The 15337-nt window shown below is 45.2% G+C and carries 10 protein-coding genes; 3 read left to right on the forward strand and 7 right to left on the reverse strand.

Annotated features, from left to right (window positions below; genetic code table 11):
- Positions 1-115: 115 nt before the first annotated feature.
- From clpX to IM792_RS20300, 7 genes are all read right to left on the reverse strand, one after another.
- Positions 116-1354: an ATP-dependent Clp protease ATP-binding subunit ClpX gene (clpX, locus tag IM792_RS20270; RefSeq protein WP_194103746.1), complete on the reverse strand. Its 1239-nt coding sequence runs from the start codon at positions 1352-1354 to the stop codon at positions 116-118.
- A 107-nt stretch (positions 1355-1461) separates the two neighbouring features.
- On the reverse strand, positions 1462-2169 hold the full coding sequence (gene clpP, locus IM792_RS20275; RefSeq protein WP_194103747.1) for an ATP-dependent Clp endopeptidase proteolytic subunit ClpP: 708 nt from the start codon (positions 2167-2169) through the stop codon (positions 1462-1464).
- A 240-nt stretch (positions 2170-2409) separates the two neighbouring features.
- The gene (tig, locus tag IM792_RS20280; protein WP_194103748.1) at positions 2410-3759 is read right to left on the reverse strand and encodes a trigger factor; all 1350 of its coding nucleotides are present in this window, start codon (positions 3757-3759) and stop codon (positions 2410-2412) included.
- Between the two features lie 83 nt (positions 3760-3842).
- Entirely contained in the window at positions 3843-4832 is a 990-nt protein-coding gene (locus IM792_RS20285; protein WP_194103749.1) for a cytochrome C, read from the reverse strand.
- Between the two features lie 164 nt (positions 4833-4996).
- Positions 4997-5713 (reverse strand): head GIN domain-containing protein, encoded by a 717-nt coding sequence (locus IM792_RS20290; RefSeq protein ID WP_194103750.1) that lies wholly within the window; start codon positions 5711-5713, stop codon positions 4997-4999.
- Between the two features lie 135 nt (positions 5714-5848).
- On the reverse strand, positions 5849-6454 hold the full coding sequence (locus IM792_RS20295; RefSeq protein WP_194103751.1) for a DUF2807 domain-containing protein: 606 nt from the start codon (positions 6452-6454) through the stop codon (positions 5849-5851).
- Positions 6455-6719: 265 nt separating this feature from the next.
- Complete coding sequence (locus tag IM792_RS20300; RefSeq protein ID WP_194103752.1) at positions 6720-8885, reverse strand: glycoside hydrolase family 3 protein; 2166 nt, start codon at positions 8883-8885, stop codon at positions 6720-6722.
- 167 nt (positions 8886-9052) lie between these two features.
- Between IM792_RS20300 and IM792_RS20305 the strand changes: the two genes are divergently transcribed.
- Genes IM792_RS20305 through IM792_RS20315 form a run of 3 tightly spaced genes read left to right on the forward strand, consistent with a single transcriptional unit; the run spans position 9053 to position 15337 of the window.
- A complete protein-coding gene (locus IM792_RS20305; RefSeq protein ID WP_228085293.1) occupies positions 9053-10882 on the forward strand; it encodes a beta-galactosidase family protein in 1830 nt (609 codons plus the stop codon).
- 12 nt (positions 10883-10894) lie between these two features.
- Positions 10895-13204 carry a family 20 glycosylhydrolase gene (locus tag IM792_RS20310; protein WP_194103753.1) on the forward strand — a complete coding sequence of 770 codons (2310 nt, stop codon included), beginning with the start codon at positions 10895-10897 and terminating at the stop codon, positions 13202-13204.
- Between the two features lie 27 nt (positions 13205-13231).
- Entirely contained in the window at positions 13232-15337 is a 2106-nt protein-coding gene (locus IM792_RS20315; protein ID WP_194103754.1) for an alpha-L-fucosidase, read from the forward strand.

Here is a 15337-nt window from a genome sequence, read left to right on the forward strand (position 1 = left end):
CTATTTTTGATTGCACTGATCAGTCAAAAACTATCGGATACAACAAACCCCGGCGTTTCACCAGGGTTCGTGTTTTATTATCAATAAAGATAGCGCTCGGGCTATTGGGTTATTGTTAAGCTACTTTTAACTTTTTGAGGTCTGATTTTTCAAACTTCTCACGGGCATAATCCAAAGTTACGTTCAGTTCTTTCACATCCTTTTGTGATGGGAATTCAAACATCGCGTCTATCATTATCGCTTCGCAAATGGAACGAAGCCCCCTGGCTCCTAACTTAAATTCCATTGCCTTATCTACTATAAAATCAAGCACTTCATCTTCAAAATCAAGCTTTACACCTTCGTACTCAAACAGTTTTTTGTATTGTTTAAGCAGCGAGTTCTTAGGCTCGGTAAGTATGTTGTGCAGGGCATCACGGTCAAGCGGGTTAAGGTAAGTTAACACAGGCAAACGACCGATCAGCTCAGGTATCAACCCGAATGATTTAAGATCCTGCGGGGTGATGTACTTGTACAGATTTTTTAGGTCAACCTCGCTATCATCGCTATTAAACTTGTAGCCAACAGTTTGCGTGCGCAAACGGCCTGCTATTTTACGCTCAATACCATCAAACGCGCCACCGCATATAAACAGAATATTGCTTGTGTTTACGGTGATCATTTTTTGATCGGGATGCTTACGGCCACCTTGTGGTGGTACGTTAACCAGTGTACCTTCAAGTATCTTTAACAAAGCCTGTTGTACACCCTCGCCGGATACATCGCGGGTGATGGACGCGTTATCGCTTTTACGGGCTATCTTGTCAACCTCGTCAATATAAACTATACCACGTTCGGCCGCGGTTACATCGTAATCAGCGGCTTGCAGTAAACGGGTAAGTATACTTTCAACGTCCTCGCCTACGTAACCGGCTTCGGTTAATACGGTGGCATCGCATATACAAAAAGGCACATTTAAAACCTTGGCCAGTGTTTTAGCCAATAAGGTTTTACCGGTACCGGTTTCGCCCACCATAATGATGTTTGATTTTTCGATCTCGATCTCATCCTTATCAACACGCTGGTTAAGGCGTTTATAGTGATTGTATACCGCTACTGAAAGTATCTTTTTGGCATCGTCCTGACCGATGATGTATTGGTCGAGGTGAGTTTTGATCTCGCCCGGTTTTAATATCGATGGCGTTGATGGCGATGATTTAACTTTACGAACCTTAAGTTCTTCGGCTAAAATCTCATTAGCCTGATTAACACATTTATCGCAAATATGCGCATCTAATCCGGCTATGAGCATCAGGCTATCCTGCTTACCAGCACCACAAAATGAACACCTGATCTCTTTGCTGTTTTTAGTCATTGCTTTTGCTTTGAGTAAATTGGATAAAATTACTAAAAAATTTCGTCCTTTACAATAGTATACGCCCCATCACTATTTTTAGTTTTAGCGATAGGGCGTTTTATTTGTTATTTTTTAGGATTGTTACCTCTTAATATCTCATCAACCATACCAAATTCCTTAGCTTCTTCGGCTATCATCCAGTGGTCACGGTCTGATGCATCCCAAACTTTTTCGAACGGTGCACCGCTATGATCGGCAATGATCTGGTACAGTTCTTTTTTCAGTTTGGTGATCTCGTGGTAAGTGATCTCAATGTCAGACTGCTGACCTTGCGCACCGCCTGATGGCTGGTGTATCATCACCCTTGAATGTGGTAACGCTGCACGTTTGCCTTTAGTACCCGCGCATAATAATACCGCGCCCATTGATGCCGCCATACCTGTACAAATGGTAGCTACATCATTTGAGATGAACTGCATGGTATCATAAATACCCAACCCTGCGTATACCGAACCTCCCGGTGAGTTAATATAGATCTGGATATCGCGTTTGCTATCTGCCGATTGCAGGAACAGTAATTGTGCCTGTATAATATTGGCAATGCTATCATATATGGCATCACCTAAAAAGATGATACGATCCATCATCAGGCGCGAAAAAACGTCCATTTGGGCTACGTTTAGCTGGCGTTCCTCAATAATGTATGGTGTCATGCCCATTGGCAGGTTAGCCCTGTCAACGTTTGAAATAAATTTATCTACGTGTAAGCTGTTAATGCGGTGGTGCTTTACAGCATATTTTCTGAACTCGTCTCTGTCGATATTACTGCTCATTTTGTTTATTGTTTTTTAGGTTGGGCGTTGTTGCCCGGCGTTAAATATATACTTTTTACTTGAATACTATTTTGCGTTTAAGGTTTTCAAAAAGTAAAAATATTTGGCATTGGTAATGTTACTGACCTCTAATCACTAACCTCCAACCACTGATCACAAAACTCACTACTGACTGCTTTAAACGCCAAAAGCAACCCTTTCAAGTTGCTTTTGGTGAATTTTATATGGAAAGCTTTTCGCTTAGTTTGCCAGTTTGGTAAACTCGTTGTAAGCGATGTCCTTTTTATCAAGCGTAATGATGCTCTTGATGTAATCAAATACCTTAAGGGCTTTTACTTCTTCAAAAGTACGGTTAGCGTTCTCTTTGTTTTGCAGGTATTGTACAGTGTACTGGCCTAACTGCTCGTCAGTTAACGGCTGCGGGCTGTACATTCTGAACTGTGCATCCAAACGTTGTTTAGCGGCTTCAAAAACTTCTTCGTACTTGATCTCGATGTTGTTCTCAACAATGATCTTGTTAGCTATCAGGGTCCATTTAAGATTTTTTGCGAATTCAGCATAACCTTCGGTCAACTCCTCGTCGCTCAGTTTCTCGTTAGTAACCTTTAACCAGCGTTTCAAAAACTCGTCAGGCAGCGGGAAATCAACTTTGCCGGTAGCGTAGTTGTATATCTCGTCCTGTAGCTTGCGCTCGCTGTCTTGCTGCATCATAGCCTCAAGCTCCTCGGTTATCTTAGCTTTGAACTCCTCCTCGGTAGTTACAGTACCTTCACCAAATAATTTATCAAAGAACTCCTGGTTCAGATCGCTTTCCTCTAAACGATTAACATTTTTAACAGTTAAGCGGAAGTTTGATTTAAGGTCGGCAGCGGTATCCTCGTCTATTTTCAACAAACCGGCAATTTTAGCCGCGTCGCCTTCAAATGCTTTCTGAATATCAAACTCAACAGTATCATCTTTCTTTAAACCGATCAATGAAGTTTTGATAGCCTCATCCTTAACCTGATCTAAACGAACCGATACCGTTTCGCTAATACCACCTTCAAAAACAGAGCCATCCGGTGAAAGCTGCTCTAATAGCGAGTAAAGCACATCATCATCTGCCGATACGTCAGGATTTGTCATTTTGCCATAGCTGCGACGGATATTTTTGGTACGTGATGCCAGTGTTTCGTCGTCAACCTTGATAACGTATTGCGTAACCTGATCTTTTGAAGTAAACTCCAGATCAAACTCAGGTGCCAAACCAATTTCGTAGTTAAACTCAAAAGTATCGGCAAAATCCCAGTTGTACTCTTTCTCGTCATCTACCTTTGGCAGCGGCTGACCTAATATATTCAGCTTTTGCTCGTCAATGTAGTTGTTCAGTGTATCTGATAACAGGTTGTTGATCTCATCAACCAATATGCTTTTGCCATACATTTTTTTAATGTGGCCGGCCGGCACCATACCCGGACGGAAACCCGGAAGCTTGGCTTTTTTAGCGTGGTCTTTAATGGCCTTGTCAACACGTGGAGAGTAATCTTCCGGTGCAAGGTTAATTTTAAGAACGGAGTTCAGGTTATCAACTTTTTCCTGTGTAATATTCATCTTCTGCGGATATTTAATTTATAACAGGGCACGGCCGCGCCGTACCTTATTTTGAGGCGCAAAAGTATGAATTTTATTTCAAATTATTTAGCTGCAAATGAGTTGGCCTGAAATTTTACTACCGGGTTTTGTACAGGCTTAATAGTTTTAAGGTAAGCGTACATGGCTTCAAGGTCTGAAACCTTCATGCTGCCGTATTTCCACCAGGGCATAATGGTTTGAAATTCGCCCGGTTTAACAGCTACAGGCTGCATACCCCCATCAGCAAACTGACGGAAACGTGCCACAAATTCCTGTTTGCTCCATTTGCCTATACCTGTTTCCTTATCGGGTGTTATGTTTGATGATTTTAGCGTAGCGCCCGGCATATTAAACGCCTTGCCCCCGGCAAATTCAAGCCCGGCTATCAGCTTACCCTTATCATCCTGACTGTGGCAATCGCGGCAGGCGGCTGTTTGTACCAGGTATTCACCATATTTAAGCGTATCGCTCTCGGGCGGGCGGGTGCTTAGCGTAGCCGGCTGCGGCATGGTGTTCACTATAAAATTCAGCGGAAAATCGAGCTGATGCGCCGGGTAATTCTTACCCTCCGGTTTTAGTGTGCGCAGGTAGGCAATAATAGCGTATACATCCTCCCTATCCATTTTTGAGTAATACATCCACGGCATTATTGGGAATATAGCCGAGCCATCCTTTTTAACGCCTGTGGTTATAGCGCGGAATAACTCGCCATCCGTCCACCCTTTTAAATTAAGCGGGGTAATGTTGGGTACATATACAACTCCCGGAAAGCCGATCTTCTGATCAAACTTATCACCACCGGCACCTATATGCGTGGTATCAATTGGGCCGGCAAATTTTGAGAAATCGCGGGTGGAGTGGCAGTCCACACATACGGCAACATGGTTGGCCAGGTACTTACCTCGTTCAATACGCTGAGGGGTTAGCTCAACGCTTATTTTTTCGGGATCGCCCACATCGGGCAGCGCGTAGTTTACGTATGATAGCCCCGAAATGGCTACCACAACTACCAATAGCAGTATAACCGCTATCCATTTAACTAACTTTTTCATTGTGTGGTTTGGTTGTGATTGTTTTTGTGTTAATGCTAAGACGCAAACACACCAACAAATGCTACAACTAAATTTAAAAAAATGTCAGTCAACACTTTATCGCATAATCGAAACAAAAAAAGCCTGCCTTTTGGGCAAGCTTTAATAATATTATTAAGTAAAAATTAGTCTATCTTTTTCAGGGTTGATGAACCTGTTTCCTGGTTTTTAACATCGGTTGGGTTGCCACGATACTCAATTGTTGATGAACCTGTAGTTTTTACCACCAATGATTTTAGCGCGTTCACTTTATATTCGCCGGCGCCAGTGGTTTCAATATTGTATTTGCCTACCACAAAATCAAGTGCCTCAACTTTACCGCTACCTTTAAGGCTAATGGTGTTTGATGCCGCCTGGCCTTTCAGCTTTATATCGGTTGATCCGCTGCCTTCCGTACGTACGTTGGCCGCGCTTAGGTCAAGATCGGTACTGCCCGCACCTGCCAGCTCAATGGCAATATCCTTTACATTCAATCTGCCCGCGCTGCTGAACTTTACCGCGCCTGATCCCTTTAATTCTTCCAGATTTTTCACGCCGATAACTATTTGCGCGTCATCGCTACCGCAAATGTTGCGCGCGTTTGATATTTTTAGTGTGCCGCCGCTTACTTCGGTTTCAACAAATTCAAGCAGGTTATCGTCAATACTCAGGTCAACATTAAGCGAGCTATCCTGCTTTAAAATCACTTTAAAACCGCCCTCAACCTGAATGCGACTAAAATCAGTAACCTTACGACTTTCGGTTTTCAATGTGCCCGAGCCTTTTTTGCATTTTACGTTACATGATGTAAATGAAAGGGTTGCCGCGGCGGCAATAGCGATGGTGTATAGTATAGTTTTCATGATCGGGTTAGTTTGTTCTCTTTTGGTTTTGATGCTGATTGTGCCTGTGAAGTTACACTTTAAATTAGAAAAGCCATCATTTGTACACTGATGGCTTTTCGCAGAATATATGATGGACTTTTGCAAAAGTGATGCTTAAAGCGCAGCCAGCTCATTTTTAGCGGCGGCATATTTTTCGGCGCTTTTTGCTACCTGTGCTTTACCCATGGCTACCAGTTTGCCATAGTTAACACTGGTTGAGCGGCCGTAGTTCAGGGCATAATCTGTAACGTTACCGGTAAGATCGGCTTTGGCGTTATCGTTAACTTTGATGTTAGCGCTGTATGATTCGATGTTCAATTGAGCGGCAGCATTATTGTTCAACTGAACATCAAGGTTAATGGCTGACAGGGTACCGAATGATTTTACGGTTGCGTTATCAAAAGCGGCAATTGAGCGAAGATCATTTGCTGATACCCATACAACCAGTTTTTTTGCTGTGTATGATGAGATGCGCAGTACGCCGTTTGTGTTTTGTACTAAAGCGCTTTCGGTATAGTAGCGGTTGTAAACCTTTACACGGTCGTTAACGCTGTTTGATACATATAGTTCAACGTTGCCGCGAACTTCAATTTTGCTGATGCTTTTAACATCATTTAATACGGTAACGGCATTGTCGTTAATGTTATCAGCCTTGGCTGAATTTACTGAACCAAAAGCTAATGAGCAGATAGTGGCGATGGTGATTATGGTAGTTTTCATGACTTTATGATTTTGATAGTGAATTATTTATGTTTCTTTTTAAATACATCAATAAGACACTGCCACCCCACCCAACGTTACAGCCGTTTAGCCCCAAATAGGCGTAACGGCCCTAAATATCGGTGAACAGCCAAAATGTATCGGCGAACCGGTGATATTTTTTTCATCATCAGGCGTAAATCATACCCCATAAAAAGCAAAAATACCCGCGCTGCATGGCAACGCGGGTATCATAAAATTGAATATTATAACCTTAGCTAAACGATTACTTTACGGTAAAGCTGGCTGCTAAAGCCTCATCAGCCGAGTTATTGCCGATGTTCAGGGTGTAAGTGCCCGGATACAGCTTCCATTTGTTAGCTTTCAGATCCCACTTTTGCAGATCGCTTACCGGTATTTTAATGGTAGCGGTTTGCTGACCGCCTTTGGATACGGTTACACGCTTAAAGCCTTTTAACTCCTTTAGCGGCATACGCTCGCCTTGCGGATATTTGATGTAGGCCTGCACCACCTCGTCGCCATCCATAGCGCCGGTGTTGGTTACGTTGACCGATACGGTGATAGAATCCTTAGCACCGTAGCTTTTTTGTGGCTGCGCTTTCCAGTCGAACTTAAACGAGGTGTAGCTCATGCCAAAACCGAACGGATATTGCACCGGGCCGGTAAAGTAACGGTAGGTACGATCTTTCATGTTATAGTTATCATACGCCGGCAGATCATTGATCGACTTATAGAAAGTTAACGGCAAGTGGCCTGATGGCGAATATTTACCGAATAATATATCGGCCAGGGCGTTACCACCCTGCTCGCCCGGATACCAGGCTAATATAATGGCATCAGCATAAGGCGCTATCTCAGCAATATCAACATCACTGCCCGATGTTACTACGGCAATAATAGGCTTGGTCACTTTTTTGCGCAGTTCCTTTAAAAAAGCGATGTTATCAGCCGGAAGGCTCAATGTTTTTTTATCGCCACCACTTTCAGACAGGAAGGCATCACCTGCCTCACCCTCCAATACCGGGGTTAAACCAACTACGGCTACTGTAACATCAGCATTACCTGCCGACCATATACCGCCAAAGTGCATAGTATCTTTATTACCCGAACCCAGATCGTACTCAACTCGTGTAGCTGGACCAACCGCCGCGGTTATACCCTCCACAAAGTTCACCATGCGGCTGCTCACACCATGATAGTTAGCTACCAGCGCATCTAACGATGCCGCGCTCGAACCTACCACCATAATGCTTGAGTAATCCTGTTTGCTTAAAGGCAATATGTTCTTTTCGTTTTTAAGCAATACCATACTTTGCAGTGCTGCCTTGCGGGCAAGGGCTACGTGGTAATCGTTATGCACACTATCGGCACCGTAACCGGCGTAAGGTGAGCTTGCGGCCTCATCATAAAAACCCAATTTGAACTGCGTGCGCAAAATTTGCGAAAGCGATTGGTTCACCTCTTTCTCGGTGATCAGTTTCTTGTTGATGGCGTTCTCAATATCGCTTTGGAAAATGCTTGAACAATCAAGGTTAGTACCCGCTTTTATAGCCGCTGCCGCTACCGATACCTTGTCGGGCAGTACCTTGTGCGTTAAATAAATGTCATCCAACGCACCGCAGTCGGTAACCACGTGGCCTTTAAAGCCCCACTCGCCGCGCAGTATCTGGGTTATCAGTTTTTTATTGGTTGATGTTGGCACGCCGTTAACACGGTTATAGGCCGTCATTACCGATTCTACACCGGCATCAACCAGTTTATGGAAAGCGTACAGGTATGTTTCGCGCAGATCCTTTTCATCAACCTTGGCATCAAAAAAGTCGCGCTGCGCTTCAGGGCCGCTGTGCACCGCAAAGTGTTTGGCCGTTGCTGATGTTTTAAGGTGAGCCGGATCATTACCCTGCATACCTTTAATATAGGCGCTGCCGATGGTACCTGTCAGGAACGGGTCTTCGCCATAAGTTTCCTGTCCGCGGCCCCAGCGTGGGTCACGAAATATATTAATGTTGGGCGACCAAAAGGTTAAACCCATATACATCAAACGCCTGTTTTGCTTTGTCGACAAATTGTATTTAGCCCGAGCCTCGGTTGATATGGCGCTTGCCACCTCATTCACCAGCCCATCATTAAATGTTGCAGCCATAGCAATAGCCTGCGGAAAAACCGTAGCCTCGCCCGCCCTTGCCACACCGTGCAAGCTCTCGTTCCACCAGTTGTATGATGGTATGCCCAGGCGTTTAACTTCGGCACTGCGGTAACCCATCAGGGATGCTTTTTCGGGTAATGATAATTCGGAGATCAGCGCGTTCACACGGGTATTAACGGGCAAACTTTCGTCGCGAAATTTAGGCTTGTTTTGCCCCTTGCTGATAAAACTGCATGTACATGCCGCGGCTAACAGTATGTACTTAATGTTTGGCTTAATTGTCATAGCTTAAAAAATTATGCAATCGGTTGCATTGAGAATTACAAGAATATTAATAAATTTCGAAAAATAAATACATTTTAAAATTTTAGTAAAAGTATTTGTGTTTTTATAAATATTTTAATTTGTTTTAAGGCTCATTTTGCTAATTTGGCACTATACTACAACTCTGTATGATGAATATCAAATCAATACTTACCGGTGTGGCATTAATGGCGGCAGCGTTGCAAACCAGCGCCCAATCCAAACACACCTTCGCGCTTGGCGACAGCACTTTTGTATTAGATGGCAAGCCATTCCAGATGATCTCGGGCGAGATGCACTGCGCACGTATCCCCAAAGAATACTGGCGCGACCGCATGAAGATGGCCAAGGCTATGGGTCTGAACACCGTGGGCACCTACATATTCTGGAATGCCCATGAGGAAAAGCAAGGTAAGTATGATTTTAGCGGCAACAACAACATTGCCGAGTTTGTAAAAACCGCCCAGCAGGAAGGCATGTGGGTGGTATTACGCCCAAGCCCTTATGCCTGCGCCGAGTGGGAGTTTGGCGGTTACCCATCATGGTTATTAAAGGATAGCACCCTTAAAGTTCGCAGTAAAGACCCGCGCTTTATTGATGCCTACAAAAAGTATATAGCACAGTTGGCCAAACAACTGGTACCGCTGCAAATTACGCATGGCGGCAATATATTAATGCTGCAGATAGAGAACGAGTACGGCTCATACAGTGATGATAAGAGCTATATGGACCTGAACAGAAAAATATTCAGGGAGGCCGGTTTTGATGGCATACTGTTTACCTGCGATGGTGCCGACCAAATGCCAAAAGGTTACCTGCCGGGCTATCTGCCCGCGGTAAATGGGTTGGATGACCCTGCTGCGGTAAAGCAACTCATCAATAAATACCATAATAACAAAGGCCCATACTATATAGCCGAGTGGTACCCGGGCTGGTTTGATCACTGGGGCGAAAAACATGCCCATACCGATGCTACTGCCGACGCGGCCAAACTGGAGAAGATATTAGCGGCGGGCATATCCATCAATATGTATATGTTTCACGGTGGTACAACACGCGGGTTTATGAACGGTGCCAACATGAACCGTACCGAGCCTTATGCCCCACAGGTATCAAGCTATGATTATGATGCCCCGCTGGATGAATCAGGCAACCCGACAGAAAAGTTCATCAAATTCCGCGAGGTGATAGCCAAACATCTGCCTGCCGGTAAACAACTGCCGCCTATCCCTGCTAAAAAAGCGGTGATGGCCATTAACGATATTAAACTGACCGCCTACAGCAGCGTGTTCGATAACCTGCCAAAACCTGTCGAGGCCAAACAAACCATGACCTTTGAGGCCCTGGATCAGGCTTATGGTTTCCTGCTGTATCGTACCCTAATATCAAAAGGCGGTTTATTAAAGCTTGATGCCCTGCGAGATTATGCCCAGGTATACATCAACGGTAAAAAAATAGTCGTGCTTGACCGCCGGTTAAAACAGGATAGCGTATTGCTTGAAAATATACCGGCCAACGCGGTGCTCGACATACTGACCGAGAACAACGGCCGCATAAACTATGGCCCTTACTTAACCGATAATACCCACGGCATCACCAAACAGGTAACGCTTGCCGGCGAGGTGGTTAATAACTGGAAGATGTACCGCCTGCCGTTTGAGAGCCTTGCAGGATTTAAATTTTCGGCCAAAAATATAAGTAACGATCTGCCTGCACTGTACAAAGGCACATTTACTTTAAATATCGTTGCCGATACTTATTTGGATATGCGCCAGTTTGGTAAAGGCTTTGTATTTTTAAACGGCCATAACCTGGGCAAGTACTGGAACATTGGCCCGCAACAAACCATTTATATACCATCGGTATGGCTTAAAAAAGGCAAAAATGAGATATGCGTTTTTGATCAGTTAAAAAATGGTCATACAACCATCAACTCGCTGGAAGCACCGATACTTGACCAAAACCCGGCAACCAAATAAATCAGCAGAATAATGATAACCAGACAATCGAACTTAGTACTCGCGCTTGGCATTACCCTGCTTGGTATTTTGGCCGGGGGCAATAGTGTAAACGCTCAAACCACCGCGCCGCAGGTTAACCTTATACCCTATCCGCAATCGGTAGTTAAGGGTTTGGGGGTGTTCAGCATCAACAGCAAAACCCAAATAACATTGCCTGCCGGTAAAAAATACTTACAAGAGGCCGAGTTACTTAACGCGCTTATCACCAACGGATCGGGCAAGGCGCTTACTTATGGCGCGGCATCGGCCAACGTAATTCAATTTGTTACCGATAATACCATTACTGCCGATGAAGGATATAAACTGAACATCAGCACGCAAAAGGTAACTTTGTCGGCTAAAACCGCTGCGGGTATATTCAGGGGTGTTGAAACCCTGCGCCAGTTACTGCCCGAAAGCGTTGAACAAACCGGTAAGAGCGGCGCATTAACCTTGCCTGTTGTACAAATTGCCGATCAGCCTGCTTATGCCTGGCGCGGCTTGCATCTGGATGTATCACGTCACTTTTTCTCTGTTGATTATCTGAAAAAGTATATCGACCGCCTGGCTTTGTACAAATTCAACAAGCTGCACCTGCATTTAACGGATGATCAGGGTTGGCGCATCGAGATCAAGAAATACCCTAAGCTTACCGAATTTGGCGCGTGGAGAACCTTTAATAACCAGGATTCGGCATGTATCGAAAAATCAAAGGATAATCCTGATTTCGCTATCGACCCAAAACACATCATAAAGCGCGATGGCAAAACCCTTTACGGTGGTTTTTATACCCAGGCGCAAATGAAAGATGTGATAGCTTATGCTACAAAAAGACATATCGACATTATCCCCGAAATTGATATGCCGGGGCACATGATGGCGGCTATAAACAACTACCCTTTTCTATCGTGCGCGGGCGGCAGCAAGTGGGGCGAGCTTTTCACTACCCCGATATGCCCATGCAGCGAAACTACTTATGAGTTTGCCGAGAATGTTTATAAAGAGATATTCGCCTTATTCCCGAGCAAATACATACATATTGGCGGTGATGAGGTTGACCGTACAAGCTGGGGCGAATCAGAAGCCTGCAAGGCCATGATGGCCAAAGAGGGCATTAAAACTTCTGCCGAACTGCAAAGTTACTTCATTAACCGCATGGAGAAATTCTTTAACAAGAATGGCAAAAAACTGATCGGTTGGGATGAGATATTGGAGGATGGTATCAGCTCTACCGCCGTGGTAATGTACTGGCGCAGCTGGGTGCCTAACGCGCCCATAAAGGCGGCCAAGAATGGCAACAAGGTGATCATGACACCGGGTGAACCGCTTTATTTTGATAATGATCCGGATCAGAACTCGGTTTACAATGTTTACCATTTTAACCCCGTACCCAAGAAACTGAACAAGCAGGAAGCCGCGAATATAATAGGCGCGCAAGCCAACCTTTGGAGCGAACGCATCCCCACAGAAAACCGTGCGGATTACATGGTATTCCCCCGTATGACGGCGCTTGCCGAAGTGTTATGGACCAACAAAAAGGATTATAAAGGTTACCAGGAGCGATTATTAAAACAGTACCCTCGCCTGGATGCCATGCACGTTAACTACCGCCTGCCCGACTTTACCGAGCTGGTTGAAAGCAGCGTATTTACCGATGAAACTACCCTGAGCGTAAATAAGCCATTAGCAGGTTTAAAGATATTTTATACTACCGATGGCTCACTACCTACGCAACAATCAACTGAGCTGACCGGTTCGTTAAAGATCACGCAATCGCAAAACATTCGTTTGGTTGCCTATACCGCATCGGGCATTCGCGGCGATTTGTATAACCTGAAATATGTAAAGCAAGCCCTTGCCGAACCAGTTAATAAAACCAGCTTACAGGCGGGCCTGGCGGTACGTTACTTCCCGGCGTTTTACAAAAAAACTACGCTGATACCTGATACGGCTAAAAATCAGGCCTTAACCGTTAGCACCGTTACCGTGCCTAAAGAGGCCACCGCGCCAAGTTTCGGCCTAAAATATAAGGGCTACGTTGATATCCCGACAGATGGGGTTTATACCTTTTATTTAACGTGTGATGATGGCGGCGTGCTTAAAATAGCCGACCGACTGGTGGTTGATAACGAGGCCATGCACTCGGCTATTGAAAAAAGCGGACAGGTAGCTTTGAAAAAAGGCCTGCAACCTTTTGAGCTTAACTTTTTAGAAGGCGGCGGCGGTTACGCCCTTAAACTGCTTTATACTAAAGATGGCTCAGCGCCTGCCGAAATACCGGCATCATGGTTAAAACATTAATTGAACTTTTTTATATCGATACACGAAATGAAAAAAATAGCCCTTGCCTCTCTCCTGCTGCAAAGCGCTTTGGCCTTTGCTCAGCCTGCGCCTAAGCCTTATGGTGCAACGCCATCGGCAGCACAGCTTAACTGGCACAAGTTGGAGATGTATTGCATAATACACTATGGTGTTGATACTTACACCGATAAGGAATGGGGTTTTGGCGATGAAGACCCGAAGCTGATCAACCCGGCGAAGTTTGATGCCGCGCAGATAGTACAGGCGGCTAAGGATGGCGGCTTTAAGGGCATAATTGTAGTTGCTAAGCACCATGACGGCTTGTGCCTATGGCCTACCAAAACCACCGAGCACAACATCACCAAGGCCACCTGGAAAAACGGCAAGGGCGATATGGTGAAAGAATACCAATTGGCTTGCGAAAAACTGGGCATGCAGTTAGGCTTGTACTGCTCGCCGTGGGACAGGAACAATGCCTTTTACGGCAAACCTGAGTATCTGAACATATACCAGCAACAGTTACGTGAACTATATAGCAACTACGGCAAATTATTCATATCATGGCATGATGGTGCCAATGGTGGCGACGGCTACTACGGCGGCGCTAACGAGGCACGCAAAATTGACCGCACTACTTATTATGATTGGACGAATACCTGGGCCATTACCCGTAAAATGCAGCCCGGCGCAACCTTGTTTGGCGATGTTGGGCCTGATGTACGCTGGGTAGGTAACGAGGAAGGTCACGCGGGCGAAACCAGTTGGGCAACCTATACACCCAAAGCATCGCAACCCGGCAAGGAGCCTGCTAACGGCGAGGTAATGTATGAATTAGGCATTGAGGGCACTCGTGGTGGCAAATACTGGATGCCTGCGGAGTGTGATGTACCTTTCCGTCCGGGATGGTTTTACCATGCTAGTCAGGATGGAATGGCTAAATCGCCATATACCCTCCTTGATCTGTATTACAAAAGTGTTGGCCGTGGCGCGGCGCTGGATCTGGGTTTATCGCCCAATCGTGATGGGGTGATAGATGCAGATGATGTGGCCAAGCTGAAAGCCTTTGGTGAACTATTGAAGCAAACCTTCGCTGTTAATTTGGCAAAGGATGCTACAATAACGGCCAGCAATATCCGCGGCAAAAACAGTAAACTGTACGGCACCAAATTTTTGACAGATAACGACAATTTCTCGTACTGGGCTACAGATGATAAGGTAAATACTCCAACGCTTACCCTGAGCTTTAAAAAGTCGGTTAGCTTTAACGTGATTCAACTGCGCGAGAATATCAAGTTAGGTCAGCGCATTGAGGAAGTTGCTGTTGACGCTTACCAAAACGGCGAGTGGAAACAGGTAGCTAACGCCACAAGCATCGGCTCAAAACGCTTGATACGCTTACCGCAAAACATTACAGCAAGCCAAGTAAGGTTACGCATTGTAAAATCGCCGGTTAGCATTGCGCTGAGCGATTTTGGCTTGTATAAAGAGCCTGTACATGTAACCGCTCCCGCCATCAGCAAAAGCCGCAGCGGCGAGGTTACCATCAGTACCGATGCACCTGTATCAAACATATATTATACATTAGATGGCAGTACGCCAACCAAGGCATCAACCCCATACAGCAAGCCATTTGTATTGACTGACGGAGGCATTGTTAAAGCTATTGCTGTTGATGGCAACCAAACCAGCGAAGCAGCCAATGTAAAATTCGGCCTGAATAAAGAGAACTGGAAACTGCTGAATGCCGCCAATAACGAAGCTGCACAGGCTATTGACGAAAACTATCGCTCAGTATGGAGCACTTTACAGAAGGATACTTCGGCAGCATTTAAACCGACTGAACTGGCTGTAGATATGGGCGGGGCACCAACCATCAGCACGTTTACTTACCTGCCTCGTCAGGATAAGAAAACCGAAGGTATTGTTGATCGCTATACCTTTTACGTGAGCGATAACGGTACCGACTGGAAAGAAGCCGCCAAAGGCGAATTTTCAAACATCAAGGCCCACCCTGTTGAGCAGGAGATCAAGTTGAATGCACCAATAAAAGCAAGATATTTTAAGTTCCGGGCCGATCACGTGATCAGCGGGAATGGAGTAGCGGTTGCCGAGATCGGCGTTCGCTCAAAATAG

This window comes from Mucilaginibacter sp. JRF (genome assembly GCF_015223065.1).
GTDB lineage: Bacteria > Bacteroidota > Bacteroidia > Sphingobacteriales > Sphingobacteriaceae > Mucilaginibacter.